The organism is Candidatus Clostridium helianthi (genome assembly GCF_045310795.1).
Classification (GTDB): Bacteria; Bacillota; Clostridia; order Clostridiales; family Clostridiaceae; genus Clostridium; species Clostridium helianthi.
On record NZ_JBJIAB010000001.1, the window covers coordinates 91,570 to 117,134 of the forward strand.

Below are 25,565 nucleotides of genomic sequence, written 5' to 3' on the forward strand. Positions count from 1 at the left end.
TAGAAAGCTATTGAAAAAACATGCTGATAAATTATAAATAAAAACAATCAGCATGTTAAATTACTATTTTTTCAATTATGCCTTACTTAACTAATTCTAAAGTTTCTTTAGCAATCATTAATTCTTCGTTTGTAGGTATTACAACTACTTTAACCTTTGAAGTTTCCTTAGAAATTTCCATACCATCTCCGATGTTATGACTTTCGTTCTTTTCTAAATCTACTTCTATTCCTAAGAATTCCATATTAGTTAAAGCTCTTGATCTTATTTCTGGAGCATGTTCTCCTATTCCTGCTGTAAATACAATCGCATCAACACCACCCATTACGGCAGCATAAGCACCTATTTGCTTCTTAACTTGATATCCGAATATATCCATTGTAAGTAATGCTCTAGGATCATTATCATTTTCCACAGCACTTCTAATATCTCTAAAATCTGTTCCTATTCCTGATATACCTAGAACCCCTGATTTCTTATTTAAGATATCATTTACTTCATCTATAGAATATCCTTTTTCTTTTACTAAATAAGTAACTATTGCTGGATCTATGCTTCCAGATCTTGATCCCATTATAATACCATCTAATGGAGTGAATCCCATTGTAGTATCTACAGATTTTCCACCATCAACAGCTGTAATACTTACACCATTACCTATATGACAAGTTACTATCTTTAAATCGCTTATGTCTTTATCCATCCATTTTGCCATTTCACCTGCTACATACTTATGAGATGTACCATGGAATCCATATCTTCTTACGTGATCTTCTGTGTATAATTCATATGGAAGAGCATACATAAATGCTTTTTCTGGCATAGTTTGATGGAATGCTGTATCAAATACTGCTACCATTGGAGTTTTTGGCATAAGAGCCTTACATGCATTTATTCCAATTATATTTGGAGGATTATGAAGTGGTGCTAATTTTGTAAATTCATCAAGTGCCTTAATTACTTCTTCATTAATTACTACTGAAGTTGCGTATTTTTCACCACCATGAACAACTCTATGTCCAACAGCTGATATCTCATCCATTGAACTTATTACACCATGGTTTTCATCAACTAAGCATTTTAAAACAAGTTCTATTGCATCTTGATGATCTTTTAATGGTGTTTCAACTACATATTTATCTTTTCCTTCAACTTTTTGAGTCAATATTGACCCAGTAATTCCTATTCTTTCAACAAGTCCTTGAGCCAAAGACTCTTCATTACTCATATCAATAAGTTGATATTTTAGTGAAGAACTACCACAATTTATAACTAATACTTTCATAACTCTACTCTCCTTTTAACATTCAAACCTTTTGTATTTTTGTTTTAACAATCTATAAGCTAACTTACCTTAAATTATCTGTAAAAATAATACTTACTATTTGTTTGTTTGAGCTTGAACTGCTGTAAGCGCAACAACATTTACAATATCATCTGAGCTACAACCTCTTGATAAGTCATTGATTGGTTTTGCAAAACCTTGACAGATAGGTCCAATAGCTTCAGCATTTGCAAATCTTTGAACTAATTTATAACCTATATTTCCAGCTTGTAAATCTGGGAATACTAAAACATTAGCTTTTCCAGCAACAGTACTTTCTGGTGCCTTTTGAGCTGCTACTTTTCCAACTATAGCTGCATCTAATTGTAGCTCACCATCTATATCTAAGTCAGGTCTCATTTCCTTTGCTTTTTGAGTAGCATTTCTAACCTTATCAACTAACTCATTATCAGCACTTCCCATAGTAGAGAATGATAACATTGCTACCTTAGGTTCCATGTTACATAAACTCTTAGCTGTTTCTGCAGTAGCTATTGCAATTGCTGCTAATTGATCCTCGTTAGGATTAGGGTTAACTGCACAGTCTGAGAATATTAATGTTCCTTCTTCACCATAAGATGATCCTGGAACTTGCATTATAAAGAAGCTTGAAACAACAGATACTCCTGGTGCTGTCTTTATAATTTGTAATCCTGGTCTTAATAAATCTCCAGTTGTGTGAATTGCTCCTGATACCATTCCATCTGCATCATCTAATTTAACCATCATCGTACCAAAATATAGAGGATCTCTAACTATTTTATCTGCCTTTTCCATTGTAACGCCTTTTGTCTTTCTAAGTTCATAGAAGGCTTCAATATACTTTTCTAATTTATCTGATTCATTTGGATCGATAATCTCAATTCCTGATAAATTTACATCTAATTCCTTTGCCTTATTATTTATCTCTTCTTTGTTACCTATTAAAATTGGGTAAGCTAATCCTAATTCTTGTATTTTCTCTGCAGCTGCTATATTTCTTTCCTCGTTTCCCTCTGGAAGAACAATTTTTTGTTTATTTGATTGTGCTGCAGTCCATATTTTTTTCATAAGGTCCATAATCTATTTATCTCCTCTCTATATCCTATCTCTAATACTAATATACTCCTTTATCAGTGCTTTTTTCAACACAAATTCTCTATAAAATAGAAGTCTTTAGATTTGAAATAATCTAAATTGTCAGACAATACTCCTGTAAAATAACAATATAGGAAAAGTATAATTTTTAACAATTAAATTTTATTTAAAATTATTTTATAATTTATTATTAAACGCTATCAAATGTTTTAAATTATTGACCCAATATATGAAAAATACATGTCCATTTCCCATTATTTTCATTCAATTTTTCTTAAAAATCCATAGTATATTCGTTTAACTAGCTGTATATAAGCTATTCTCTTGTCAATATTAAGCAATAATTAAAAATTCACCATTCTTTTAATGTTCTGAATATTTTTTAAACTACTTTTTAATAGAGTAATATTAAAAAAGTATATTTTTTAACAATAATTTTATAATATCTTATTGACATTTTACAAAAAATACATAACATATTAAACTCTTAATAACTAATATTATAAGATTCCACAATATGCTATACTAGCTTTATAAAGGAGATGATTTTAATACTTACAGGAATAATTACAGAATATAATCCATTTCATAAAGGTCATGAATATCACCTTATTAACGCAAAATCTGACACAAACGCAGATGGTATAGTTTGCGTAATGAGTGGTAATTTTATGCAACGAGGAATTCCAGCAATTATAGATAAATGGAAAAGAGCTGAAATAGCTATTAAAAATGGTGTTGATCTAGTTCTAGAGTTGCCTCTAGTTTATTCCATTTCTTCCGCTGAACATTTTGCTTTTGGAAGCGTGTCTCTTCTTAACTCGTTAGGCGTAATAGATCACTTATACTTTGGAAGCGAAGAAGGAAATATATCTATATTAGAAGACATAGCAAAAGTTTTAGTTTCTGAACCTTTAAGATACAAAAAACTTTTAAAGGATAATTTAGACTTGGGTTTACCATTTCATTTGAGTCGAGCAAATGCACTTAAAGATTATTTAAACTCAAATAAATTATTAGATACAATATCAAATTCTAATAATATTTTAGGTATTGAATATATAAAATCTCTAATTCGTTTAAATAGCGAAATAGTTCCTAAAACCATTAAAAGAGAAGGTTCATTATATAATGATATCAACATAAGTGATTCATTTGCTTCCGCTACATCAATAAGAAAGCATTTGAAAGAGAAATCACTGAATGATCTAGCTGATATTATGCCCAAAGCCAGTTATGACATTCTGCTTAATCTATCTTCTTCTAATTATCCTTTTATTTTTGAAGAAGACACATTTAAATATATAAAATATAAATTACTTACCAACGAAAGATCTCTTTCAAATCTGCCAGATGTATCAGAAGGCATAGACAATAAAATATTAAAAGAAATCTTAAAATCCAATTCACTTAATGAATTAATATTAAATTCTAAAAGCAAGAGGTATACGTATACCAGGATAAGTAGAATTCTTTTGCAAAGCTTTTTAAACCTTGAAGATTTTGATTTATTAAACTTATCTAAAAGCTCTGTTCCTTACGCAAGAGTTCTTGCTTTTAATTCTACAGGACAAAGAATTCTAAAGAGTATAAAAGCCAATTCTAGTATAAATTTAATAACAAAGGTACCAAGAAACAATCAATGTGATCATCTAAAAATAGATATCTTAGGAACAAAAGCATATTCGCTGCTAAATCCAAAAGTTAACCCTATGGATGACTATTTAAAAGGTCCTTTTATAATGTAGTAATATTTTACATAACCATAAGAATATAAATATTATTGATTGGAGTGATTTCATGATATATATTATTGTCTTATGGTTTCTTATTATTAGCTTAATTTTTATTTTAATCAAACAACTTAATATTAAAAAAAATACTATCATTTGTATATTTATATCTGTCTTAATAGTTCTTTTTGTTTTAAACATAAACCAATGCATCATTGCAGCTATTGATGGGTGTAAATTATGGTATAACTCAATATTGCCAACTACCTTTCCTTTTGTGGTTATATGTAATTTACTAATATACTACGATGGAATAAATCTTTATTCTAAATTTCTTGGACCATTAATTTGCAAACCATTAGGTCTTTCTAGAAATTGTTCCTTTCCAATTGTAGCGAGTATATTATGCGGCTATCCATTAGGTGCTAAATATTGTGTAGATTTGTACAAGATGGAGTATATAGACAGAAATGAATACGAAAGACTTTTAAACATAGCTTCTAACGTTGGGCCCTTGTTTTTAATCGGATCTGTTGCTGGAACTTTATTAGGAAATGTATCATTAGGTTATATTTTGCTTCTAGGAAGCAATTTATCAATAATCATAATGGGATTTTTAACGAAAAAAAAGAGAAACTTAAATAATATAAGTTCTCTCCCTTGTCCAAAAAATGAAAGTATGAATTTCGGTAATGCTGTAAAAAATGCAGTTCAAAACGGAATAAACACTACATTATCTATAGGTGGTTTCATAATAATTTTTTCAGTTGTTATATCTCTCGTTAAAAATAATCCTTATATCAACATTGCATTTAGACAGCTTGATAATATTTTAAAATTGCCTTCTCAAACTTTATACAGCATATTTTTAGGAAGCATTGAAATGACTAATGGATGCAGCATAATCTCTCCTCTAGAAATTTCTATTCCTTTAAAGCTTGGTATAATAAGCTTTTTAACTTCATTTTCTGGCCTTGCTGTAATTGCACAAGTAAGTTCTTTCGTAAGCGATACTAAGATAAATTATAGCAGATATATATTTCTAAAAGTAATCCAAGGAATCGTTAGTTTTATTATAACTTATGGGTTATGCAAAGTGTTTCCTACAAGTATTTATACATCAAACTTACAAACAAGTCATTCTTCAAGTTTACTTGTATATATATACCCAGCATTAACGATACTGTTATTAACACTTTTGCTAAGTATATTTAATAGAACCTTGAAATTATTTTTTCATGCTGCGTAATTCTTTAATGTTCTCTTTTATAACATCGCATGTACCAGTTAAATTTGTATCTATCTCTTTAGCTACTACTTCAAAACTTTCTTGAAGACTCTTTATTAATTTTATTTTGTGTTCTTCTAGCTCTTGATCTAATTGCGTTAATATTTCATCAGAATAATCTCTAGATCCTAATCTTATAGCCTTGGCCTCTCTCTGTGCTGAGGCTATAATTTCTTGAGCTCTTCCTTTGGCTTCCCTTACTATATCGTGATTCTCGATATTCTGTCTCATCATAGTCATTGTTTCTTTTCTAACAGAATCATACTCTTTTTTAGCTTCATTAAGAATTCTTTCTCTCTCATTCATAACCCACTCAGCCTTTTTAAATTGATCAGGCATATAGTTAATTATTTGATCTATTACATCAACAACTTCTCTTTTATCTATCATAACTTTACCGCTCATTGGTACTTTAGGTGAATTTTCCACCAAGTCTTGTAAATACTCTAATAATTCTATTATATTTACCTCCATCTTTTCCATAAAAACACTCCTTAGATATTTATTCTATAAATGAGCAAAATACCATGAACAAATCTTCATCTAGTACTTCTAATTGCTTTTAGCATTATTAATAGCGTTAATTTTAAGTTAATGCAGCTACTTAAACATAGCACATTCTAATTATGAAAATACTTTTCCTTAGAAAATGATCATTTATAGATTTATTCTTGACATTATATCTGAAATAATTTCATTGGGAACAAGCCCGCTAATATCTCCCCCAAACCTTGCCACCTGCTTAACAGTTGAGGAACTAATATGTATATTTTTAGATGATGACATCATACATACAGTTTCAGTATCATGATCTAATTCTTTATTAATAAACGCCATTTGAAATTCATACTCAAAATCAGAAGCCGTTCTTAATCCTTTTAATATTATATTAGTCTTACATTCTTTTAGAAAATTAACCAAAAGCCCATCAAAGCTTCTTATTTCAACATTCCCAATATCTCTTGTCACTCTTTTTATAAGTTCAACTCTTTCGCTGCTTTCAAAAAGATACTTCTTATCAACATTAACTAATACTGCAACTATTACTTTATCAAAAACCTTTGCTCCTCTTTTTATAATATCAAGATGTCCATTAGTTATGGGATCAAAGCTTCCAGGGTACACTGCAACTCTCATTATTTACTTCTCCTCATGCTTGTAATAACATACTGTTGTATTTCCATACTTCTTACTTTTTGTTAATTTTATATCTTTATACCCTTCATAAATTTCTTCAATAGTATCTATTTTAGTAACTATTATTCCATCATTTTTTAAAATTTCATTATCCTTAACAATTTTCATGGCTTCTGGAATCATTTCTTTGCAATAAGGTGGATCAATAAATATTATGTCAAATTTCTTTCCCTTCTTCGCAAGATTCTTTAAGCCTTCATAAGCATCTATATTCATAGGAAAACAGAAATCTTGAAATTTAAGGCTTTCTACATTTTCCTTCAACAAAGGAAAAGTCACAGAGCTTTTATCAAATAAATAAACTTCACTTGCCCCTCTACTCGCTGCTTCCAATCCAAGGCTTCCTGTTCCAGCAAAAACGTCTACAACTACTGCTTCTGGTATATACATTTGAATAGAACTAAACATAGCCTCTTTAACTCTATCTAGCGTAGGTCTTGTTTCCATTGTAGCTGGAGGTATTAATTTATGTCCTCTTGCTTTTCCTGCTATTATTCTCAAATTTTTATTCCTCCTAAAATAAGCATATAAGAAAATCTACTCTCTAGATTTTTTAATTTACAATTTAAAATTAACCTTAGTTGTACACCTCGTGCTCTTTTCATCAATGAAATGATCTTGGTTGCGCTTCGCGCTCTTTTAATAGGTGTATATTTTATATATTAACATATCTATACATAATATTTCAAATTAATTAAAGCATATATATTTACTACTTTTTTCCAAATTTTTACTAAGTTCATTGATTATTTCTCTATTTACCTCAAATTCGTTTTGTAAAATGTTATTCGCCTCTAATTTAGCACATCTTAAAATCTTCATATCATCATAAAGATTTGCAAGTACAAATCCTTCATCACCACTTTGTTTCTTACCAAACATCTCTCCTGCGCCTCTGAGTTCTAAATCTTTTTCTGATATTAAAAATCCATCACTACATTCTGTCATTATCTGCATCCTTTTTTTAGTCACATTACTTTTAGCCTTTGCTATTAATATACAATAAGATGAATACTGACCTCTTCCAACTCTTCCTCTTAATTGATGTAACTGTGACAGTCCAAATCTTTCTGCATTTTCAACAATCATTACAGATGCATTAGGAACATTAACACCTACCTCAATAACAGTTGTTGATATTAGAACGTTAACTTCATTATTCTTGAACCTTTTTATTATTTCATCTTTTTCAGAGCCTTTCATTTTTCCATGAAGTATCTCAACTTTTAATTCCTTAAAGATTCCACTGGTAAGTTTATCATACAAAGTTTCTACCGAATTTAACTCCTCTTTTTCATCCTCCTCAATAAGAGGACATACAATATACACTTGGCGACCTTTTTTTATTTCATCGTATGCCAAATCATAAGCTATATCTCTTTGATTATCAGCATAAAATCTAGTATCTATTTTCTTTCTTCCAGGTGGTAGCTCATCAATTATAGATACATCAAGATCTGAATATAAGTATAACGCCAACGTTCTTGGAATTGGAGTCGCTGTCATAACTAAACAATCAGCCCTTTTTCCCTTGTTTATAAGTTTACTCCTTTGCTCAACACCAAACCTATGCTGCTCATCGGTTACTATAAGCCCTAGCTTTCCAAATTCCACATCATCTTGGAAAAGTGCATGAGTTCCTATCACTAAAATTGGTTCTTTAGTTTTAATTCTTTCTTTGATCCTCTGCTTTTCTTTTGCTGAAGTTGTTCCTGTTAGTAATTCAATTTCTATGTTAAATTCATCATAAACTTTCCTTGCTTCTTCAAAGTGTTGATTTGCAAGAATCTCTGTTGGAGCCATAAATGCACATTGATAACCATTTTTGATCACATTAAAAATAGCTATAAGTGCAATTATTGTCTTTCCACTTCCAACATCTCCTTGTATAAGTCTATTCATTGATGAATTTGATTTTTGATCTCTCAATATTTCACGTATAACTCTTGTTTGAGCATTAGTAAGAGGAAATGGTAACTTCTCTTTAAATAAGCTAAGTTCATCTACCCACTGAAAAAGTATACCATTTTTGTTTTTCTTAATTTTATTTTTAAGAAGTAGTAACTTTAGTGAATATGTAAATAATTCCTGAAATTTAAGTCTTATTATAGCGTTTTCCAGCACTTCCTTATTATCAGGAAAATGGACGCCTCTAATAGCTTCATTTAATGAAATTAAAGAATACTTATCTAATATATTTTGTGGTAAATTCTCCTTAACTGTCATCTTGGACAAAATTTCATTAATTAATTTTTCAAACAATTTATTGCTTATATCACCTTTTAGAGGATATTTAGGTATAATCTCATTCGAAATAGCTTCTTCACATGTGACCATAGGATTAACCACCTCTAAAGTATTTCCTATCCTTTTAAATTTCCCCATCAAATTATATATTTCTCCTATTTTAAAGGAGTTTTTTATATACCTTTGATTAAACCACTTTCCAGATACTTTGTGTCCATTATAATCAAATTCTACAGTTGTTAATAATTTACCAGTTTTAGTTTTTACATCGCTTCTAAATCTAATGACTTTACACTTTAAAATCTGCTTGTCTTCTCCTGTAATATTTTCAAATTCCACATTACTATCTACAAATTCATAATCTCTTGGAAAATATAACAGAATATCTAATATATTAAAAATTCCACATCTATTTAATTTTTCTGTGGCCTTTGGGCCTACTCCTTTTAATGTTGAAATATTGCTATATATATCCAAAGCCCTTCTCTTCCTCCTTAAATAATAAGAGCACCTAGCATTAGGTGCCCTTACTATTTCTTATTCTACTGATATTAAAAAGTAATATAGTGGTTGATTTCCTTTATAAAATTGAATATCTAAGTCTTCGTACTTTTCTTGTAGCTCAGCTTCAAATTCATTTGCATCTTCATCACTTACATCTTCACCATAATATACAGTAATAAGTTCACTTTCATCATCTATCATATCTTCTAGAACTTTACCGGCAACAACCTTCTTGTCTTCGCCTACCTCTTTTATTTTACCTTCTACAAGTCCTAACATATTTCCTTGTTTAATATCTATTCCATCAATTTCTGTATCACGGACTGCGTATGTCACCGAACCAGTTTTAACTACTTCAATTGTATCCTTTAAATTAGTGAAATTTTCTTCAACTTCAGAATCATAGTTAAACATTGTGGCACATGCTATTCCTTGAGGAATAGTTGTTGTAGGTACTACTAATATATTTTTACTTGATATTTCTGCCGCCTGATTCGCTGCCATAATTATATTCTTATTATTTGGCATGATAAAAATATGTTCAGCATTTATTTTCTCAACAGCATCTAAAATATCCTGAGTAGATGGATTCATTGTCTGACCACCTTCAATGACATAATCTATTCCTAAGTCCTTAAAGATATTTGAAATTCCATCTCCCATAGCAACTGTTATAAAGCCGTACTTTTTCTTTTCACTATCGACACCTTCGTCTTCAGATGAATTTTCTGTTAATCCCTTAGTGCTTATTAATAACTCTCTATGCTCTTCTCTCATATTATCAATCTTTATCTTTGATAATTCCCCTATAGCAACTGCCTTTGATAAGACTAATCCAGGATCATTAGTATGTATGTGCACTTTTATAACATCATCATATCCAACAACTATCATGGAATCTCCAAGGCTCTCTATCTCATTTTGGAAATCTTGCGCACGTTTAGCATCACCAAGTATTATAAATTCAGTACAATACCCAAACTTTATATCAATTTCCTCTGTAGCTTTAGCTAAAGTACCATTTGCATCACTTATTTTCATATCGCTTAATTCAGCTTTAATATCATTTTTCAATGCTTCAAACATACCTCGAAGTATAATATAAAGCCCCATTCCACCAGAATCAACCACTTTAGCCTTTTTTAGTGCCGGCAATAATTCTGGAGTTCTATCTAACATTTCTTTTGATTTAACTGTTATCTCTTCCATAAAGGCAACCATATCCTTAGCATCAGATGACACTGCCGCTTCAGCAGCGGCTCTAATTACAGAAAGTATAGTACCTTCAGTAGGTCTCATTACCGCCTTATATGCCGACTTTGATCCTTCTGAAAACGCTACTGCAAACTCTTTAATATCTACTTCTTTTTTTCCTTCTAGGCCTTTAGAAAAACCTCTAAGAATTTGCGATAATATAACGCCAGAATTCCCCCTGGCTCCCATTAAAGCACCTTTAGCTAATTTTTTTGATATTTCTCCTATAGAATAAGTATCCATACCTTCTATTTCCTTAACTGCCGCCTTAAACGTCATAGACATATTAGTTCCAGTATCTCCATCTGGAACAGGAAATACGTTAAGTGCATTTACGAAATCACTCTGCGCTAGCAATTTATTGCTAGCGTTCACAACCATGTTATAAAAATCATGGCCATTTATCTTTGTATATTCCATTTAGTTTAACCTCCTAAACTCTAACCGCTTGCACATTTACTGTTATAGATGACACCTTAAGTCCTGTATAGTTTTCAACACTATAACGTACTTTTTGAATTATATTATTAGATATAACCGATATCTTTGTTCCGTATTCAACCATCACAAACAATTCTATTTGTAATTTTTTCTCGCTTGTTAGCTGTATCTTTACACCTTTGCCAAAATTTTCTATACCAATAAGTTCCCAAAAGCCTTCACTGGCATTTCTAGAAACCATTCCAACTACTCCATAACATTCCATTGTGGATAATCCAACAATTTTTGCTATAACTTCCTCTGAATAATTTATATTACCATTTTCGTTTGAAAATCCAACCATCCATATTCCTCCTAAATTCTTATATCTTATTTTCTATTCTATATTAGAACAATATTTTATTCAAGTATCCAAAAAATATACACCTCTAAAAAAAGCGCGTAGCGCAATTAAGATCATTTTTCCTAAAAAAAGCACCCGAATATGAAAAGAGTGTAAAACATAATTCGGAACTTATTAACTACAATCAAGCTTCCTTCCCTAGAAAAAAAAGATTCAAATCCAATTAAGATGCTTCTCGCTTTTGAAAAAATAAAGTACAACCAAATCATTTCCCCCTATGAAAAAGCACAAACTGCAACCTGGATCATAAATTTATAAAACACACACACACATATGAAAAGAGTGTAGAGCACAATTCAAAACTTACTAACTGAAATTAAGATCTTTTCCCTAGAAAAAAGTATCAAGTTCACTCAAGATTATACTCCATTTAGAAAATATAAAGTACAACTAAATCATTTCCCCTCTGAAAAGCACAAACTGCAGCCTAGACCCTTCCATCTCAAAAGGCATGCATATAAAAAGATTTCAAAGCATAATTAGTAACTTATTATTGGTAATCAAATCCTTTCTCTAGACAAAAGAATCGAATCCACTTAAGATAATTCTCAACTAAAAGAACACAAAGTACCACTAAGTCATTTTCTCTCTTAAAAACCCAAACTGCAATAAAGATCTTTTCCCCAGAAAAAAGTATCAAGTTCACTCAAGATTATACTCCATTTATAAAACATAAAGCACAACTATATCATTTTTCCTAAAAAAGCATGCATATATGAAAAGATTTCAAATCACAATTAGGAACTTACTATGGGTAATCAAGTCCTTTCCCTAGACAGAAGAATCGAATCCACTTAAGATGATTCTCAATTTAGAAATCATAAAGTACAACCGTTCATCTTCTCTCTTAAAATACGCAGTATAACCAAAGCTCTTTTTACCTTTAAATAAAACATTCATGTACAAAAAAACTAGTGCCAATTACAATTAAGAGCTTTAAAACCAAAGCTAAAAGTTTTTCTCTTCTTTAAAAATCTATCTCTACAAAGTCTTTCCTTCCAAAAAGTTTTTAAAACATAATCATGAGAATAATTTACCTATGAAATAAATATATATATTGCAAAAATAATTCTTCATCATAATTCTAAAAATATTGCAAGAATTTTAGCCGTAATTGTAAATTGTGAAATGTGCATTGTGAATTGCAACATAATATATATCAAATTTCGGCAGGTATTCACATAAGCTTCACTCCCATTGTAAAGCCCTATATTAGCTGCAATACATATTTTTTATTTTATAATTAATAATTTATCTTGCCTATTACATTTTCCTATGATATAATTTACTCTGTCCTATTGAAGATGATTATCTTTGGAATATAAGGAGGTGTTTTCTAATGGCAAGAAGATGCGAAATTTGTGATAAGGGTGTTGTAGCTGGAGTAAGCTATAGCCATTCACATCGTCAATCAAAGAGAACTTGGGCTCCTAACATAAAGAAAGTAAAAGCTTTAGTTAACGGAACACCAAAAACTGTTCATGTATGTACAAGATGCCTTAGATCTGGAAAGGTTCAAAGAGCAATATAAGTTCATAATAAAAAATGCAATTGTTATCCCAATTGCATTTTTTATTTTTAAGGCATATTAAAGAAAATAACGAGCCTAAAATGCCATGATTATTTTTCATCAGGCGAAGAAGCAGATTGGGCTCATAGCGAGCCTATTAGTACAATCTGTTGATGAAGCATGATGGAAAATGGGCGCTTATGAAAAGAGCAGCTATGCTGCAACAAGGAACTTTTCTTGGCAGATGGACTTGTTATTATTTTTGATTATGCCTAAAGCTATTTAGAAAGCCTAAAACTAAACTATACCTTATGTACCTCTAGCCTTTTTTTCTAAAAAACTTTATTATATTAGATAGAAACTTAGGTAATTTAAAAGCTATTATTTTCATTTATAAATCCTCCCAAATATTAATACATTAAAAATAAAAATCAAAATTTAATCCGTCTTATTATATTAATATTCAGTTACTACTCAAAATGTTCCACTTTATAAATATAAAAAATAATTTAATAAGTTCATGAATATTTAGTCTATGGAATGAATAACTAATAACTCCCCTTCTTCATAAGTTATATCTATTGGTGTATCAATAAATTCATTACATATAGCTCGTGGATCTAACAAGCCCAAATCATAACTTGGTAGATTGTACTTACCACCACTAATTTCAAGTTTGCTTACTTTATCGCTCAATGCATGAAATGATATATTTTCACCATATTTTCCGTATAACCTCATTTTATTTTCTCCAAGATAAAGCCTATTATTATCATCTAATATTTCTAAATTAGCACCTTTTTTTTTCGTAGTTAGCATAAGTCCTATATTTCCTAGTGTATGATCCATTCTAGTTCCAGTCGCCCCGAATAAATATATCTTTTCTGCGCCTCTTTTTATCGCTTCCATAACTGCAATTTCAGTATCAGTATAATCTTTCTCTGGTCGAAATTCTAAGACTTCCTTAACCTTTAACTTCATATTATCCAAAATTTCCTTTTTGGCAGAGTCAAAATCACCTAAAAGCAAGTCTGGAATAATATTATACTTATAAAGACATTCACTTCCCTTATCAGCTGCTATTATAAATTCAACTTCACTAATATATTTCTTTAGTAACTTCTCTGAAGGTGGGTTTCCTCCACTTACAATTGCAACGTTCAAATTATTACCCCCTTAGAGCTTTTATATTCTCATCAATTTCCCCACCATTAAATACTGCTGAACCTGCAACAATGACATTTGCACCTGCTTCTATAACCTCTTTAACATTTGTCTTATCAATACCACCATCAACTTCTATTAAAAGCTCTGGGTTCAATCTATCGCTAAGTGCTTTTATCTCTCTAATCTTATCTAAAGAATAAGGTATAAATTTTTGTCCTCCAAATCCCGGATTAACAGACATTATCAAGACCATATCTAAACTTGGTATTAAATCTTTCAATACGCTTGTTGGAGTTCCTGGATTTAAAGAAACCGCTGCTTTTTTTCCTTTTGACTTAATATAATTAATTGTCCTATCTATATGTTTATCTGCCTCATGATGAATTGTAATTATATCAGCCCCAGCCTCTATAAAAGCATCTATGTAATTTGATGGATTATTTATCATTAAATGAACGTCAAATACCTTCTTTGTTCTATTTCTAATAGATTTTATAACTGGTAAACCAAAAGATATATTAGGAACAAAAGATCCATCCATTACATCTATATGAATAAAATCTGCTCCTCCTTTATCTATTCTTTCTATGTCCTCTCCTAACTTTGAAAAATCCGCTGATAATATTGATGGTGCAATCTTTACCATTTATTTTTTTCCTCCTCAATTATTTCTTCTAATGCTCTTACATAAAATTCATATCTGTATCTATTAATCTTTTCGCTTTCTACAGCCTCTTTTAGAGCACAATTTGGTTCTTTATAATGTAAACAACCTCTATATTTACACTTATCATTATACTGTGTAAATTCAGGAAAACAATATTTTAAAGAATTTTTATCCATTAAATCTTTTATTTCTAGTGTAGAAAATCCAGGGGTATCAACGATATATCCGTCCGCTACCTCAATTAACTCACTATGTCTTGTAGTATGCTTACCTCTTCCAAGCTTCTCACTTACATTACCTGTTTCCATATGTTCTTTGTTGGAAAGCTTATTTATTAATGTTGACTTTCCTGCTCCTGATGGTCCACAAAAAACTGTTATATTTCCTCTAATCTTTTCTTCTAACCGCTCTATTCCTATTCCTTTTTTAGCATTTATAAAAAGAACCTCATAACCTATGACATTTATTCGCTTCTTTATTTCTTCTCTTTCTTCTTCCGATACTAAATCTATCTTATTCAAGCAAACTATAACCTCAATGTTATTATATTCACATAGAATTAAAAACTTATTTAATAAATCAAAATTTATGTCTGGATTCTTAACTGCAAAAACAACAAATGCTAAAGAAACATTTGCCACAGTAGGTCTAACCAATTGAGATTTTCTCTTATGTATCTCTTCAATAACGCCTTTTCCATGTTCCATCTTAATTGTAACATCATCCCCTACCATAGGCTTTATGTCCTTATGTCTAAATTTCCCTCTAGCTTTACATTCTATTAAGCCTTCATCTGTCTTAATATAATAAAAGCCTCCTATGCCCTTTATTATTTTTCCATTCATAATTTCCCTCCATAACTTATAAAATAAATTTATATATTCTTCTATAGAATGTTAATATATGCTGCAATAATTAATCAGATAAACGTAAGTTTAAGATTTTAATAAACCAAGTGCCTAAACCCGACTAGAACTTAACAACTTAATTGCAAAATATATTAAATTTCTAAATTAGTATTTTCTATCATAGTATATTTTCTTTTTAGAGATTTAATGTAGGTCTAAATACAAATATATATTGCAAAAATAATTCTTCATCATAATTCTAAAAATATTTTAAGAATTTTAGCCATAATTGTGAATTGTGAAATATGCATTGTGAATTGCAACATATATATCATAGAAGGAGAGGTTTTTATCAACCTCTCCTTACCTTATTATTGATGGTTTTGATTTGATGTTTTAGTTTGAGTGTTGTTTTGGCTGTTATTTGTATCATCCCATGGGCCTGTAGGATTAGTTGTACCTGGAGTATTAGGAGTCTTTCCTGGTGTATCAGTAGTAGTACCACCTGTTCCTCCAGTGTTTTTATCAGGAGTACTTCCATTTCCACCTGGCTTAGTATTTCCTTGAGGAGGATTATTAGTTACAGGCGGATCTTGTTTTGCAACATATTTACCAACTGTTATAACAATTGTAGTACCCTGCTCTACTCTATTTCCTTCTCCTGTTTGTTTTAAAACTTTACCATTTTGGCTTTCATCTTGTGTTTCTTGGGAATTTACAGATACTTTTAAACCAGCATCTTGTAATTCACCTGTAGCTGTATCTTGGTCTTTACCCACTACACCAGGTACTTTTGTAGTCTTAACTTCCGGTCCTTTACTTACAACGACTGTTATCTTATCATCTGCTGTTACTTCAGTATCTTTTTTCGGAGTTTGACTTATTATTTGTCCTTCTGGTATACTATCGCTAAAAGCTTCGCTTTTATCACTAATCTTAAGTCCAAAGGATTTTAAAATAGTAGTTGCAGTATCTATATCATACTCCTTTAAATCAGGCATCTTAAGTTTTGTTGCTCCTCCACTTACAATGACTCTAATCTGACTTTTTTCTTTAACTTTAGTTCCAGCATCTGGATTCATCTTAAGAATAGTTCCTTCTGGCTGATCGCTTGCTTCAGTTCCACCTTCTACTAAAACTAAATTTAAAGCTTCAAGTGCTTTCTTCCCATCATCCACATTCTTTCCTACTATGTCAGGAACCTGAACTTCCTTACTGTTAGCAGTAGCAGAACTAACCATTTTAAAAGCTGCAACACCTAAAACTATTAATAGTAATGCTAAAACTACACCTATTGTTATTTTCATTATTCTCTTCTTGTTTATTCCACTGCCTTTTTCATCTTCATCATCTTCGTAGTAATAATCATCATCGTCTTCATCATCATAGTCATCATCTTTTTTATTGGGCAACTTTTCCTCTTGCTTTGATATCTGTTCAGTTACGGCAGACATTATTATCGTATGATCATTGTCGTCTTCTTTATCTATCTTTGCATTAGGGTCATCCTTTATTCTTTGGAGATCTGAGATCATTTCCTTAGCATTCTGATATCTCTTAATAGGGTCCTTTTCCATTGCTTTTAAAATTAATTGATTTAAACTCTCAGGAATTTTTGAATTAACACTTTTTGGCGGAACAACCTCTTCCTGAAGATGTTTTAAAGCTATAGTTACAGCAGTATCTGCTTGGAATGGGAGATTTCCAGTAACCATTTCATATAATACAACTCCTAATGAATATAAATCCGTTCTACAATCAATAAAATTTCCTTTTGCTTGTTCTGGAGAAAGATAATGAGCAGATCCCATTATTGTACTAGTATTTGTAATAGTTTCAGAATTTGATGATTTTGCTATTCCAAAATCAGTTACTTTCATAACTCCATCTTCTGTTACTAAAATATTTTGTGGCTTAACATCTCTATGTATTATATTGTTTCTATGAGCACAATCTAAAGCTTTGGCTATTTGAATTGCAACTGATATAGCTGTTTCATAATTCATCTTTCCAACTTGTTTTATAATATCTTTTAATGTTTTTCCTTTAACATATTCCATTACAATATAATTTATTTCATCCTGTGTTCCTACATCTAGTATATTTACTATATTATTGTCAGATAAGGCTGCAACAGCTGTTGCCTCACCTTTAAATTTTTCTACAATATCAGGGTTGTCGCAAAGTTCTTTCTTAAGTATTTTAACTGCAACAAACCTATTTAATTTATTGTCTCTTGCCTTAAATACTTCTGACATTCCGCCTTCCCCTATTTTTTCTAACAACTCGTATCTGTTTCCAAGTACAATTCCATCCATGCTACATCTCTCCTCCAAACAACAATACTGTTATATTATCTCTGCCACCGTTTTGCTTTGCCAAGTATACAAGTTTATTAGCAATGTTTACATAACTTTCTCCTTCAGTGACGACTTGTAGAATCTCTTCTTTAGTTAATTCATTTGTCAATCCATCTGAACACAATATATAAAGGTCATATTCTCTGTTCTCTAACTGAAATATATCTACATTCACATTAATGCTAGTTCCTAATGCTCTTGTAATAATATTTTTCTTAGGATGATTTTCCGCCTCTTTTTCACTTATACTCCCAATATCAACTAGTTCTTGTACTAAAGAATGATCTTTAGTAATCTTTTTAATTTCATTGTTTTTAACTGCAAAACAACAACTATCACCTACATTTGCAACCTGTATAAAATTTTTAGTCATAAAACAAGTTGTAACAGTAGTTCCCATTCCACTTAAATTTTCGCTAGTGTTAGAGAAAGTAAATATATCTTTATTTACTTTCTCTATAGCTTCTACAAGTAAATTTTCTGCTTTACTAGAAGAAAAGTTTTCTTTTACGTAATCAACAATATTCGTTGCAGCCATCTGGCTGGCCACTTCTCCTGCATTATGTCCACCCATTCCATCTGCCACTACATAAATCTTGAATTCGTCTCTTTCTAAATACGAAGCAGAGTCTTCATTTAATGTCCGCCTTAACCCAACATCACTAACTAAACCTACCATTTTGCTCCCCCTCTATTTCTTGGGTATTTATGTAACTTCTTCTAAGTTGTCCACATGCTGCATTAATGTCACTTCCCATTTCACGTCTTGTAGTAACTTCTATTCCATGATTTTTTAGTATTTCCGAAAAATCTTCTATCGCCTTTTTTGAAGATCTCTTATATGTATTTTCCTTTATTTCATTTACTGGTATCAAATTAACATGACAAAGCATACCTTTTAACAATTTGCCTAATGCTTTTGCATCTTCTCTGCCATCATTTACGTCTTTCACTAGTGCATACTCAAACGTAATTCTCCTATTAGTTTTGCTTATATAATATCTACAAGCTTCTAATACTTCCTCAATACTATACCTATTAGCTATAGGCATAATCTCTTTTCTCTTATCATTACTAAATGCATGTAACGATATAGCTAGAGTTATACTAAGTTCTTTACCTGCTAATTCGTATATCTTAGGTACAATTCCACAAGTAGATAATGTTATATGTCTCTGCCCAATATTTAATCCATATTCGGCAGAAACTATTTTTAGAAACTTCATAACATTATCATAATTATCAAGTGGTTCACCACTTCCCATTAATACGACGTTAGAAATCCTTTCATTGATATAATCTTGAACAACCATAATTTGCGATAAAATTTCTCCAGTTGTAAGATTTCTAACTTTACCTTCAATTGTAGATGCGCAAAATTTGCATCCCATCGCACATCCAACTTGAGTGGATATGCATATGGAATTTCCATGCTTATATCTCATTAGTACAGATTCTATTAAGTTTCCATCCTTAAATCCTAACAAGAATTTTTCTGTACCATCTATATTAGATTTATATACTTCTATTATCTTTGGCAAACCTACAAAAAAATTTTCTTTTAGTTTGTGTACTAATGGCTTTGGTATATTTCTCATATCATCGAATTCTTTAACACCTTTATAAATCCATGATAATATTTGTTGACCTCTAAATGCACTTTCACCATTTTCCTTCATCCATGCTTTAAGTTCTTCTAAAGTAAAATCTAGCAAATTGTTCATTTATTCACCTACTATTGTCTTTTTTCTAATTTAGCCACAAAGAATCCATCCATATTTTCATTTGGCATAATAGTTAGAGAACCATCTCTATTGTATACTAAGTTATCTTGTTTACCAATAAAGATCTTTTTCACGCTACAGTCTTTATGTCTGCTAACAAACCACTCAATATTTTCTTCATTTTCTTCTTTATTTAATGTACAAGTTGAATATATCATTATTCCATCCTCTTTTAAATACATCCATGCACATTCCATTATATCTCTTTGAATTTTTATAATTTCTCTTAATTCATTTCTTGTCTTGTTCCACTTTATTTCCGGTTTTTTTCTTATTATTCCAAGCCCTGAACAAGGAACATCTATTAAGATTCTATCACTAGATGCTATTAAATCTGGGTTTAATTTAGTTGCATCACTTGTATTAACTTCAACGTTAGTTATACCTAATCTCTCACAATTTTCTTTTATTAATCCAAGTTTAGATTCATGAAGATCATACGCTAATACTTTTCCAGTGTTTTGAAGTATTTCAGCAATATGAGTAGTTTTACCACCAGGTGCACTACACAAATCTGTAACTGTCATTCCTTCTTCCAATTCTAATAATGGTGCTATAATCATTGCACTTTCATCTTGAACTGTGATTTTTCCTTCTTGGAATAGCGGATTATTTTCTATAGATTTACCACCTTTTATGCAAATTGCTTCTGGGCAAATAGCGCCTTCTTCAACTTCATATTCAAGTTCTTCTAATTTTTCAAAGACTTCATCATAATCTGCTTTAAGTTCATTTACTCTAACACTTACTTGTGGGATTGAATTTAATCCAGACATTATTTTCTTTGATACATTTTCACCATATTGTTTTATTAAAAGTCTTATCATCCAAGGTTCAAATGAAAACTTATATGCATATTCATCAATTTTATTTCCTAGAACTTCAATATCATCAGGATTTTTAGTGAAATTTCTAAGTATTCCATTTACTAACTTTGAATCATTTTCTGATATTTCTTTAGCTTCCTCTACTGCTTCATTACAAGCAGCATAGCTAGGTATCTTATCCAAAAAGTTCATTTGATATATTGCTACTCTTAAAATATTTAAGATATCTTTATTCATTAACTTAAGGTCTTTTACAAAGTTTGAAATTATAATATCTAATGTTTTTTTCCTTCTTAAAACTCCATAGACAATTTCAGTCAATAGTGCTTTATCTTTATCACTTAATTCTGCTTCATTTAACTCTTTTGCTAATACTATATTAGAGTAAGCCCCTTCATTTAAGACTCTTCCTAATATCTTTACTGCTAATTTTCTACAATTCATACGCTACCTCTTTACTAATCATTTCTTCTATTGCTTATAGCAATTAATCTTATTAACTGTGATACTGCCATTAACGTTGCAGCTACATATGTCATTGCTGCTGCGTCTAAAACCTTTTGTGCACTTTTAGTTTCGTCACCATATAATATTCCTCTAGACTTTAATATATTCAAAGCTCTGGTAGATGCATCAAACTCTACAGGTAATGTTATTAGCTGAAAAATTACAACTCCTGAAAATAGAATTATTCCAAGTGTAGTTAATCCCTTAAAACCTAATAATATACCAACAAAGAATAGCATCCATGATACATTTGAGCCAATATTTACAACTGGCACAATAGAATTTCTTATTACTAGTGGAGCATACCTTTCTTTATGCTGCAATGCATGCCCAACCTCATGGGCAGCTATGCCTGCTGAAGAAATAGATCCACCTGAATATACCTCTGGGGACAGTCTGAGGATTTTACTTGTAGGATCGTAATGATCTCCAAGCTTTGAATTTATCAATTCTATTCTAACATCAAAAAGCCCAGCTTCATCTAACATCATTCTTGCAACTTGTTGACCAGTATATCCATTTATTGTTCTTACTTGGCTATACTTACTATACGCACTATTAATTTTGGATTGAGCCCAAAATGAAATTATTATAGCTGGAACTAATAATATCATTGTTGGATCAAAAAACGGATAAAAATGCATTAAACATCAACTCCATTATTGTAAAATTATATTTTCCTCTATTTCATGTCCATTAATATATTGTTCTATTGCCAAAGGCTTACCATTAGGAAACTGTACTCTTTTTATTAAGAGAACATCTTCCTTACATGAAACTTTCACTCCATTTTTGCTTACATCTATAATAGTACCAGGTTCTTTGTTGCTTTTTTCTCTTAGAACTTCTGTTTCATATATCTTCATTCTTTCATTCTTATAATCGGTGTAAGCAATTGGCCATGGATTTAGTCCTCTAACTAAGTTATGAATCTCTTCAGCACTTTTATTCCAATCTATATTAGCGATGTTCTTATCAAGCATCTTGGCATAAAAAGTCTCATTTCCTTGCTTTTCTGGAACTATCTCTCCTTTAGAAATTCCCTCTATACTTTTTACAAGTAAGTCTGCTCCTCTAATCATTAATATATCATGTAATTCACCAGTTGTCATATTATTAGGAATTTCAACTTCATCCTTAAGAATCATATCTCCTGTATCTAAACCAACATCCATAAGCATTGTGGTATTTCCAGAAATCTTCTCTCCATTTATTATTGCCCAATTTAGTGGTGCAGCACCTCTATACATTGGAAGCAAAGATGCATGAAGATTTATACATCCATACTTTGGTATATCTAATACTTCTTTAGTTAAAATCTGCCCAAATGCCACTACTATAATAAAATCTGGTTTGAGCTCTTTTAATTTCTCTATCAAATCTCTATCATTTTTTAACTTTACTGGCTGGTATATTGGGATTTCATGTTTTAATCCTTCTTCTTTAACTGCAGAGTATGCCATTTTCTTTCCTCTACCCTTTGGTTTGTCTGGTTGAGTCAAAATAGCAGTAACATTGTACTCTTTAATCATTCTTTGCAAAGAAGGAACTGCAAAATCAGGAGTACCCATAAATACTATATTCATTATATTATCCTCCTATCAGTATTTATTTTTTTGAAGCCCCTCTACCTTTAACTCTATCTATAAATAAAGTTCCATTTAAATGGTCATATTCATGTAATATAGCTCTTGCAAGTAACTCTTCAGCTTCTATTTCGAATTCTTCTCCCTTTTCATTTAAAGCTTTCGCTCTAACGTAATTAGGTCTCATAACTTCTTCTGTTTCTCCTGGTAAACTAAGGCATCCTTCTTCGTCTATTTGAGACCCACTTGTTTCTATTATTTCTGGATTAATAAATACTAGTGGTCCATCTCCAATATCTACAACAAATAATCTCTTTAATATCCCAACCTGAGGAGCTGCAAGACCAACGCCGTCAGCGTCATACATTGTTTCTTTCATATCTTCAATTAATGTCAATAGTCTAGCATCTATTTTATCAACTTCTCTGCATTTCTTTCTTAGTACGTCATCACCATATTTTCTTATATTTCTTAATGCCATTTTGTATTCCCCCTATGTCATATTATTAGGATTAATATCTATACTAACCCTTATTTCATTATATACACTCTTATTTAATAGATAAAGTGTATCTTTAACTTTTTCACTAAACTCATCATCAAAATTTCCTTTTATTATTATCTGCCATCTGTAATTTTCTTTTAATTTAGAAATTATACAAGGAACTGGTCCGAGAATAGTAAGATCATCTACTACTAATTTTTTCAAATCAGCCTCTAAAGTATACATAAATTTTGTTAATTTTTCTTCAAATTTCGAAGATCCAACAATTAATAATATTTTACCAAAAGGAGGATTTTCCATCAACCTTCTAATCTTTATTTCTTCTTTAAATAGAGATTCATAATCCTCTTCTTGAGCACACTTTAAACTATAGTGGTTTGGCGTATAGCTTTGAACTATTACCTTGCCTTCATCTTCACCTCTTCCAGACCTGCCCGCAACCTGCGTTATTATTTGATATGTTCTTTCAGAAGCTCTGTAATCAGGCAAATTCAGAGACATGTCTGCCGCTAAAACTCCAACCAGTGTAACATTTTTAAAATCTAATCCTTTTGACACCATTTGTGTTCCAATTAATATGTCTGCTTCTCCATTTTTAAAACAATTATAAATGGATTCATGAGAATTTTTATGCCGTGTAGTGTCAACATCCATTCTCAATACTCTTGATTTCGGAAAATATTTTTTCACTTCTAGTTCAACACGTTCTGTTCCTGCTCCAAAAAATTTCACATATTTACTATTACATTTTGGACATACAGTTTTTGATTTCTCTGCCCTTCCGCAGTAATGGCATATCAAATATCCATTTTTATGGTATGTCATAGAAACATCGCATTCTGGACATTTAAATACATATCCACAACTTCTACACGAAATAAATGTTGAATACCCTCTTCTGTTTAAAAATAAAATTACCTGCTTCTTATTTTTTAAAGTTGCCTCTATTTCAGCTAAAAGTTTTCTACTGAACAATGATAAATTCTTACTTTTCAGCTCTTCCCTCATATCCATTATTTCCATATGCGGCATTTCTTTTCCATTAGTCCTTTTATGCATTTCTATTAACTTATATTCACCTCTGATAGCTTTGTAATAGCTTTCAACGCTAGGAGTTGCTGACCCCATAACTAATTTACAGCCCTTAATTTCACATATGAACTCACTTACTTCTCTAGTATGATATTTAGGATTATGTTCTGATTTATATGTATTTTCATGTTCTTCATCAATTATAATAAGTCCAAGATCCTGAAGCGGTAAAAACAAGGCACTTCGTGCTCCTATAACTAATTTAGCTTTCCCTTCTTTTACTCTATACCACTCATCAAATCTTTCACCATCACTTAACCTGCTATGAAAAAGTGCAACATTCTCTCCAAATCGGCCTTTAAATCGTTCAATCATCTGAGGGGTTAATGAAATTTCCGGAACTAAAACAATTGTACTTTTATTTTGACTTAACATCTCTTCAACTAGTCTTATATATACTTCTGTCTTCCCCGATCCCGTAACACCTTTTATTAGATATTTTTGATCAGGACTGTTTAAAATCGTATTAAGACAGTTTTCCTGCTCTACTGTAAGTTTCTTATTACTATCAGTATCATATATTCGAGTGTTGTATCTAAATACTGTTTGTTCTTCTGTCCTTAGTATACCTTTTTCTATTAACTTATTTAATAAGTATAAAGAGAAGCATCCATTACTAACAATTTCTGTTTTTGTATAAATCCCATTGTTGCTGGCTATGAAATCATATAATTTTTTGTAATTTTCTTTATCCAGCTGATCCGCTTGTATTTCTTCATTTACTAAAACTACTTTTTTCTTTTTTTCCCTTAGCCCCTTCATAATTCCAACAGGAATCATAAGGCGAATTGCATCAATAAATTTACATAAATACTTTCTTCTTAAAAATTTAATTACTTCCATATCATAGTTTGTTAATATAGCATAATCATCACATATATTTAAAATCTCTTTCACTCTATAATTGAAATTAATTAAATCATCTTCCTGTAATATTGAAAATACAAAGCCTTCTATTGGTCTGCTTTTAGGCCCAAAAGGCACTTTTACTCTAAATCCTATTCCTATTTTATCCTGAAGTTCGCTAGGTACTTTGTATGTAAATGGCTTATCAATTTCCAAAGCATCACTATTTATAATTATTTCAGCATACATGATATTTATACCTATCACCTCACATCTAATCTTATATTAACAATATTCAATATTAGATAATTACCTTCTGATTATTACGTAAAAGCTAATAATCAAAACTATTTCATTCCTATACATCTACCCTCATTTGTGTATTATATGTATAAGTA

22 protein-coding genes are annotated in these 25,565 nt (G+C 30.7%); 3 read left to right on the top strand and 19 right to left on the bottom strand.

The genetic code is table 11. The features are described 5' to 3' along the window. Nucleotides 1-82: 82 nt before the first annotated feature. A complete protein-coding gene (locus tag ACJDTP_RS00395; protein WP_161222962.1) occupies nucleotides 83-1,285 on the bottom strand; it encodes an acetate/propionate family kinase in 1,203 nt (400 codons plus the stop codon). Nucleotides 1,286-1,381: 96 nt separating this feature from the next. Next, complete coding sequence (pta, locus tag ACJDTP_RS00400) at nucleotides 1,382-2,383, bottom strand: phosphate acetyltransferase (protein WP_161222961.1); 1,002 nt, start codon at nucleotides 2,381-2,383, stop codon at nucleotides 1,382-1,384. Nucleotides 2,384-2,943: 560 nt separating this feature from the next. Here pta and ACJDTP_RS00405 point away from each other — a divergent pair. After that, nucleotides 2,944-4,149, top strand: a complete 1,206-nt coding sequence (locus tag ACJDTP_RS00405; protein ID WP_406760190.1) for a nucleotidyltransferase — start codon at nucleotides 2,944-2,946, stop codon at nucleotides 4,147-4,149. 52 nt (nucleotides 4,150-4,201) lie between these two features. Further along, nucleotides 4,202-5,383, top strand: coding sequence for a sporulation integral membrane protein YlbJ (gene ylbJ, locus ACJDTP_RS00410; protein ID WP_161222959.1), 1,182 nt, complete (start codon nucleotides 4,202-4,204; stop codon nucleotides 5,381-5,383). On the opposite strand, the gene ACJDTP_RS00415 is transcribed toward ylbJ, so the two are convergent. The 6 genes from ACJDTP_RS00415 to ACJDTP_RS00440 form a co-directional block, all read right to left on the bottom strand. Then, nucleotides 5,363-5,905 carry an ATPase gene (locus ACJDTP_RS00415; RefSeq protein WP_077838835.1) on the bottom strand — a complete coding sequence of 181 codons (543 nt, stop codon included), beginning with the start codon at nucleotides 5,903-5,905 and terminating at the stop codon, nucleotides 5,363-5,365. The two genes, ylbJ and ACJDTP_RS00415, sit on opposite strands and share 21 nt — an antisense overlap. Nucleotides 5,906-6,079: 174 nt before the next feature. After that, on the bottom strand, nucleotides 6,080-6,559 hold the full coding sequence (gene coaD / locus ACJDTP_RS00420; RefSeq protein WP_077838834.1) for a pantetheine-phosphate adenylyltransferase: 480 nt from the start codon (nucleotides 6,557-6,559) through the stop codon (nucleotides 6,080-6,082). 3 nt (nucleotides 6,560-6,562) lie between these two features. Beyond that, nucleotides 6,563-7,120 carry a 16S rRNA (guanine(966)-N(2))-methyltransferase RsmD gene (rsmD, locus tag ACJDTP_RS00425; RefSeq protein ID WP_077838833.1) on the bottom strand — a complete coding sequence of 186 codons (558 nt, stop codon included), beginning with the start codon at nucleotides 7,118-7,120 and terminating at the stop codon, nucleotides 6,563-6,565. Between the two features lie 189 nt (nucleotides 7,121-7,309). Beyond that, nucleotides 7,310-9,400 carry an ATP-dependent DNA helicase RecG gene (recG, locus tag ACJDTP_RS00430; protein WP_278286274.1) on the bottom strand — a complete coding sequence of 697 codons (2,091 nt, stop codon included), beginning with the start codon at nucleotides 9,398-9,400 and terminating at the stop codon, nucleotides 7,310-7,312. Nucleotides 9,401-9,403: 3 nt separating this feature from the next. After that, nucleotides 9,404-11,044, bottom strand: a complete 1,641-nt coding sequence (locus tag ACJDTP_RS00435) for a DAK2 domain-containing protein (protein WP_406760191.1) — start codon at nucleotides 11,042-11,044, stop codon at nucleotides 9,404-9,406. Between the two features lie 13 nt (nucleotides 11,045-11,057). After that, nucleotides 11,058-11,408, bottom strand: coding sequence for an Asp23/Gls24 family envelope stress response protein (locus tag ACJDTP_RS00440; protein WP_041894943.1), 351 nt, complete (start codon nucleotides 11,406-11,408; stop codon nucleotides 11,058-11,060). A 1,399-nt stretch (nucleotides 11,409-12,807) separates the two neighbouring features. Here ACJDTP_RS00440 and rpmB point away from each other — a divergent pair. Next, complete coding sequence (gene rpmB / locus ACJDTP_RS00445) at nucleotides 12,808-12,999, top strand: 50S ribosomal protein L28 (RefSeq protein WP_008424849.1); 192 nt, start codon at nucleotides 12,808-12,810, stop codon at nucleotides 12,997-12,999. Nucleotides 13,000-13,506: 507 nt separating this feature from the next. Here rpmB and ACJDTP_RS00450 read toward each other — a convergent pair. The 11 genes from ACJDTP_RS00450 to priA all read right to left on the bottom strand — a co-directional run bounded on the left by ACJDTP_RS00450 (nucleotide 13,507) and on the right by priA (nucleotide 25,416). Further along, a complete protein-coding gene (locus ACJDTP_RS00450) occupies nucleotides 13,507-14,142 on the bottom strand; it encodes a thiamine diphosphokinase (RefSeq protein ID WP_103698111.1) in 636 nt (211 codons plus the stop codon). Nucleotides 14,143-14,146: 4 nt separating this feature from the next. Next, the gene (gene rpe, locus ACJDTP_RS00455; RefSeq protein ID WP_077838829.1) at nucleotides 14,147-14,791 is read right to left on the bottom strand and encodes a ribulose-phosphate 3-epimerase; all 645 of its coding nucleotides are present in this window, start codon (nucleotides 14,789-14,791) and stop codon (nucleotides 14,147-14,149) included. Next, nucleotides 14,785-15,657, bottom strand: coding sequence for a ribosome small subunit-dependent GTPase A (rsgA, locus tag ACJDTP_RS00460; RefSeq protein ID WP_078114848.1), 873 nt, complete (start codon nucleotides 15,655-15,657; stop codon nucleotides 14,785-14,787). Before rsgA ends, rpe begins: the two co-directional genes overlap by 7 nt. A 374-nt stretch (nucleotides 15,658-16,031) precedes the next feature. Then, complete coding sequence (gene pknB / locus ACJDTP_RS00465) at nucleotides 16,032-17,978, bottom strand: Stk1 family PASTA domain-containing Ser/Thr kinase (protein WP_103698110.1); 1,947 nt, start codon at nucleotides 17,976-17,978, stop codon at nucleotides 16,032-16,034. A gap of 1 nt (nucleotide 17,979) precedes the next feature. Next, nucleotides 17,980-18,699 (bottom strand): Stp1/IreP family PP2C-type Ser/Thr phosphatase, encoded by a 720-nt coding sequence (locus ACJDTP_RS00470; RefSeq protein WP_077844574.1) that lies wholly within the window; start codon nucleotides 18,697-18,699, stop codon nucleotides 17,980-17,982. After that, complete coding sequence (gene rlmN, locus ACJDTP_RS00475; protein WP_103698109.1) at nucleotides 18,683-19,744, bottom strand: dual-specificity RNA methyltransferase RlmN; 1,062 nt, start codon at nucleotides 19,742-19,744, stop codon at nucleotides 18,683-18,685. The genes ACJDTP_RS00470 and rlmN overlap by 17 nt, the downstream gene beginning before the upstream one ends. Nucleotides 19,745-19,755: 11 nt before the next feature. After that, complete coding sequence (gene rsmB / locus ACJDTP_RS00480) at nucleotides 19,756-21,075, bottom strand: 16S rRNA (cytosine(967)-C(5))-methyltransferase RsmB (RefSeq protein ID WP_077840599.1); 1,320 nt, start codon at nucleotides 21,073-21,075, stop codon at nucleotides 19,756-19,758. Between the two features lie 14 nt (nucleotides 21,076-21,089). Then, nucleotides 21,090-21,782 carry a zinc metallopeptidase gene (locus ACJDTP_RS00485; protein ID WP_103698108.1) on the bottom strand — a complete coding sequence of 231 codons (693 nt, stop codon included), beginning with the start codon at nucleotides 21,780-21,782 and terminating at the stop codon, nucleotides 21,090-21,092. Between the two features lie 15 nt (nucleotides 21,783-21,797). Continuing rightward, on the bottom strand, nucleotides 21,798-22,724 hold the full coding sequence (fmt, locus tag ACJDTP_RS00490) for a methionyl-tRNA formyltransferase (protein ID WP_406760192.1): 927 nt from the start codon (nucleotides 22,722-22,724) through the stop codon (nucleotides 21,798-21,800). A 22-nt stretch (nucleotides 22,725-22,746) separates the two neighbouring features. After that, a complete protein-coding gene (def, locus tag ACJDTP_RS00495; RefSeq protein WP_077844578.1) occupies nucleotides 22,747-23,205 on the bottom strand; it encodes a peptide deformylase in 459 nt (152 codons plus the stop codon). A gap of 12 nt (nucleotides 23,206-23,217) precedes the next feature. Further along, nucleotides 23,218-25,416, bottom strand: a complete 2,199-nt coding sequence (gene priA, locus ACJDTP_RS00500; RefSeq protein ID WP_103698106.1) for a primosomal protein N' — start codon at nucleotides 25,414-25,416, stop codon at nucleotides 23,218-23,220. Nucleotides 25,417-25,565: the final 149 nt, after the last annotated feature.

What these genes read in the sequence shown, in the direction of transcription:
- rsgA (WP_078114848.1), bottom strand. Translation starts at nt 15,657, where the DNA reads ATGAATGGAAAAATAATAAAGGGCATAGGAGGCTTTTATTATATTAAG.
- rsmB (WP_077840599.1), bottom strand. Translation starts at nt 21,075, where the DNA reads ATGAATTGTAGAAAATTAGCAGTAAAGATATTAGGAAGAGTCTTAAAT.
- ACJDTP_RS00440 (WP_041894943.1), bottom strand. Translation starts at nt 11,408, where the DNA reads ATGGTTGGATTTTCAAACGAAAATGGTAATATAAATTATTCAGAGGAA.
- ACJDTP_RS00415 (WP_077838835.1), bottom strand. Translation starts at nt 5,905, where the DNA reads ATGGAAAAGATGGAGGTAAATATAATAGAATTATTAGAGTATTTACAA.
- coaD (WP_077838834.1), bottom strand. Translation starts at nt 6,559, where the DNA reads ATGAGAGTTGCAGTGTACCCTGGAAGCTTTGATCCCATAACTAATGGA.
- pknB (WP_103698110.1), bottom strand. Translation starts at nt 17,978, where the DNA reads ATGGATGGAATTGTACTTGGAAACAGATACGAGTTGTTAGAAAAAATA.
- ACJDTP_RS00405 (WP_406760190.1), top strand. Translation starts at nt 2,944, where the DNA reads ATGATTTTAATACTTACAGGAATAATTACAGAATATAATCCATTTCAT.
- ylbJ (WP_161222959.1), top strand. Translation starts at nt 4,202, where the DNA reads ATGATATATATTATTGTCTTATGGTTTCTTATTATTAGCTTAATTTTT.
- pta (WP_161222961.1), bottom strand. Translation starts at nt 2,383, where the DNA reads ATGGACCTTATGAAAAAAATATGGACTGCAGCACAATCAAATAAACAA.
- rpe (WP_077838829.1), bottom strand. Translation starts at nt 14,791, where the DNA reads ATGGTAAAGATTGCACCATCAATATTATCAGCGGATTTTTCAAAGTTA.
- rpmB (WP_008424849.1), top strand. Translation starts at nt 12,808, where the DNA reads ATGGCAAGAAGATGCGAAATTTGTGATAAGGGTGTTGTAGCTGGAGTA.
- def (WP_077844578.1), bottom strand. Translation starts at nt 23,205, where the DNA reads ATGGCATTAAGAAATATAAGAAAATATGGTGATGACGTACTAAGAAAG.
- rlmN (WP_103698109.1), bottom strand. Translation starts at nt 19,744, where the DNA reads ATGAACAATTTGCTAGATTTTACTTTAGAAGAACTTAAAGCATGGATG.
- ACJDTP_RS00485 (WP_103698108.1), bottom strand. Translation starts at nt 21,782, where the DNA reads ATGCATTTTTATCCGTTTTTTGATCCAACAATGATATTATTAGTTCCA.
- ACJDTP_RS00435 (WP_406760191.1), bottom strand. Translation starts at nt 11,044, where the DNA reads ATGGAATATACAAAGATAAATGGCCATGATTTTTATAACATGGTTGTG.
- ACJDTP_RS00470 (WP_077844574.1), bottom strand. Translation starts at nt 18,699, where the DNA reads ATGGTAGGTTTAGTTAGTGATGTTGGGTTAAGGCGGACATTAAATGAA.
- fmt (WP_406760192.1), bottom strand. Translation starts at nt 22,724, where the DNA reads ATGAATATAGTATTTATGGGTACTCCTGATTTTGCAGTTCCTTCTTTG.
- priA (WP_103698106.1), bottom strand. Translation starts at nt 25,416, where the DNA reads ATGTATGCTGAAATAATTATAAATAGTGATGCTTTGGAAATTGATAAG.
- ACJDTP_RS00395 (WP_161222962.1), bottom strand. Translation starts at nt 1,285, where the DNA reads ATGAAAGTATTAGTTATAAATTGTGGTAGTTCTTCACTAAAATATCAA.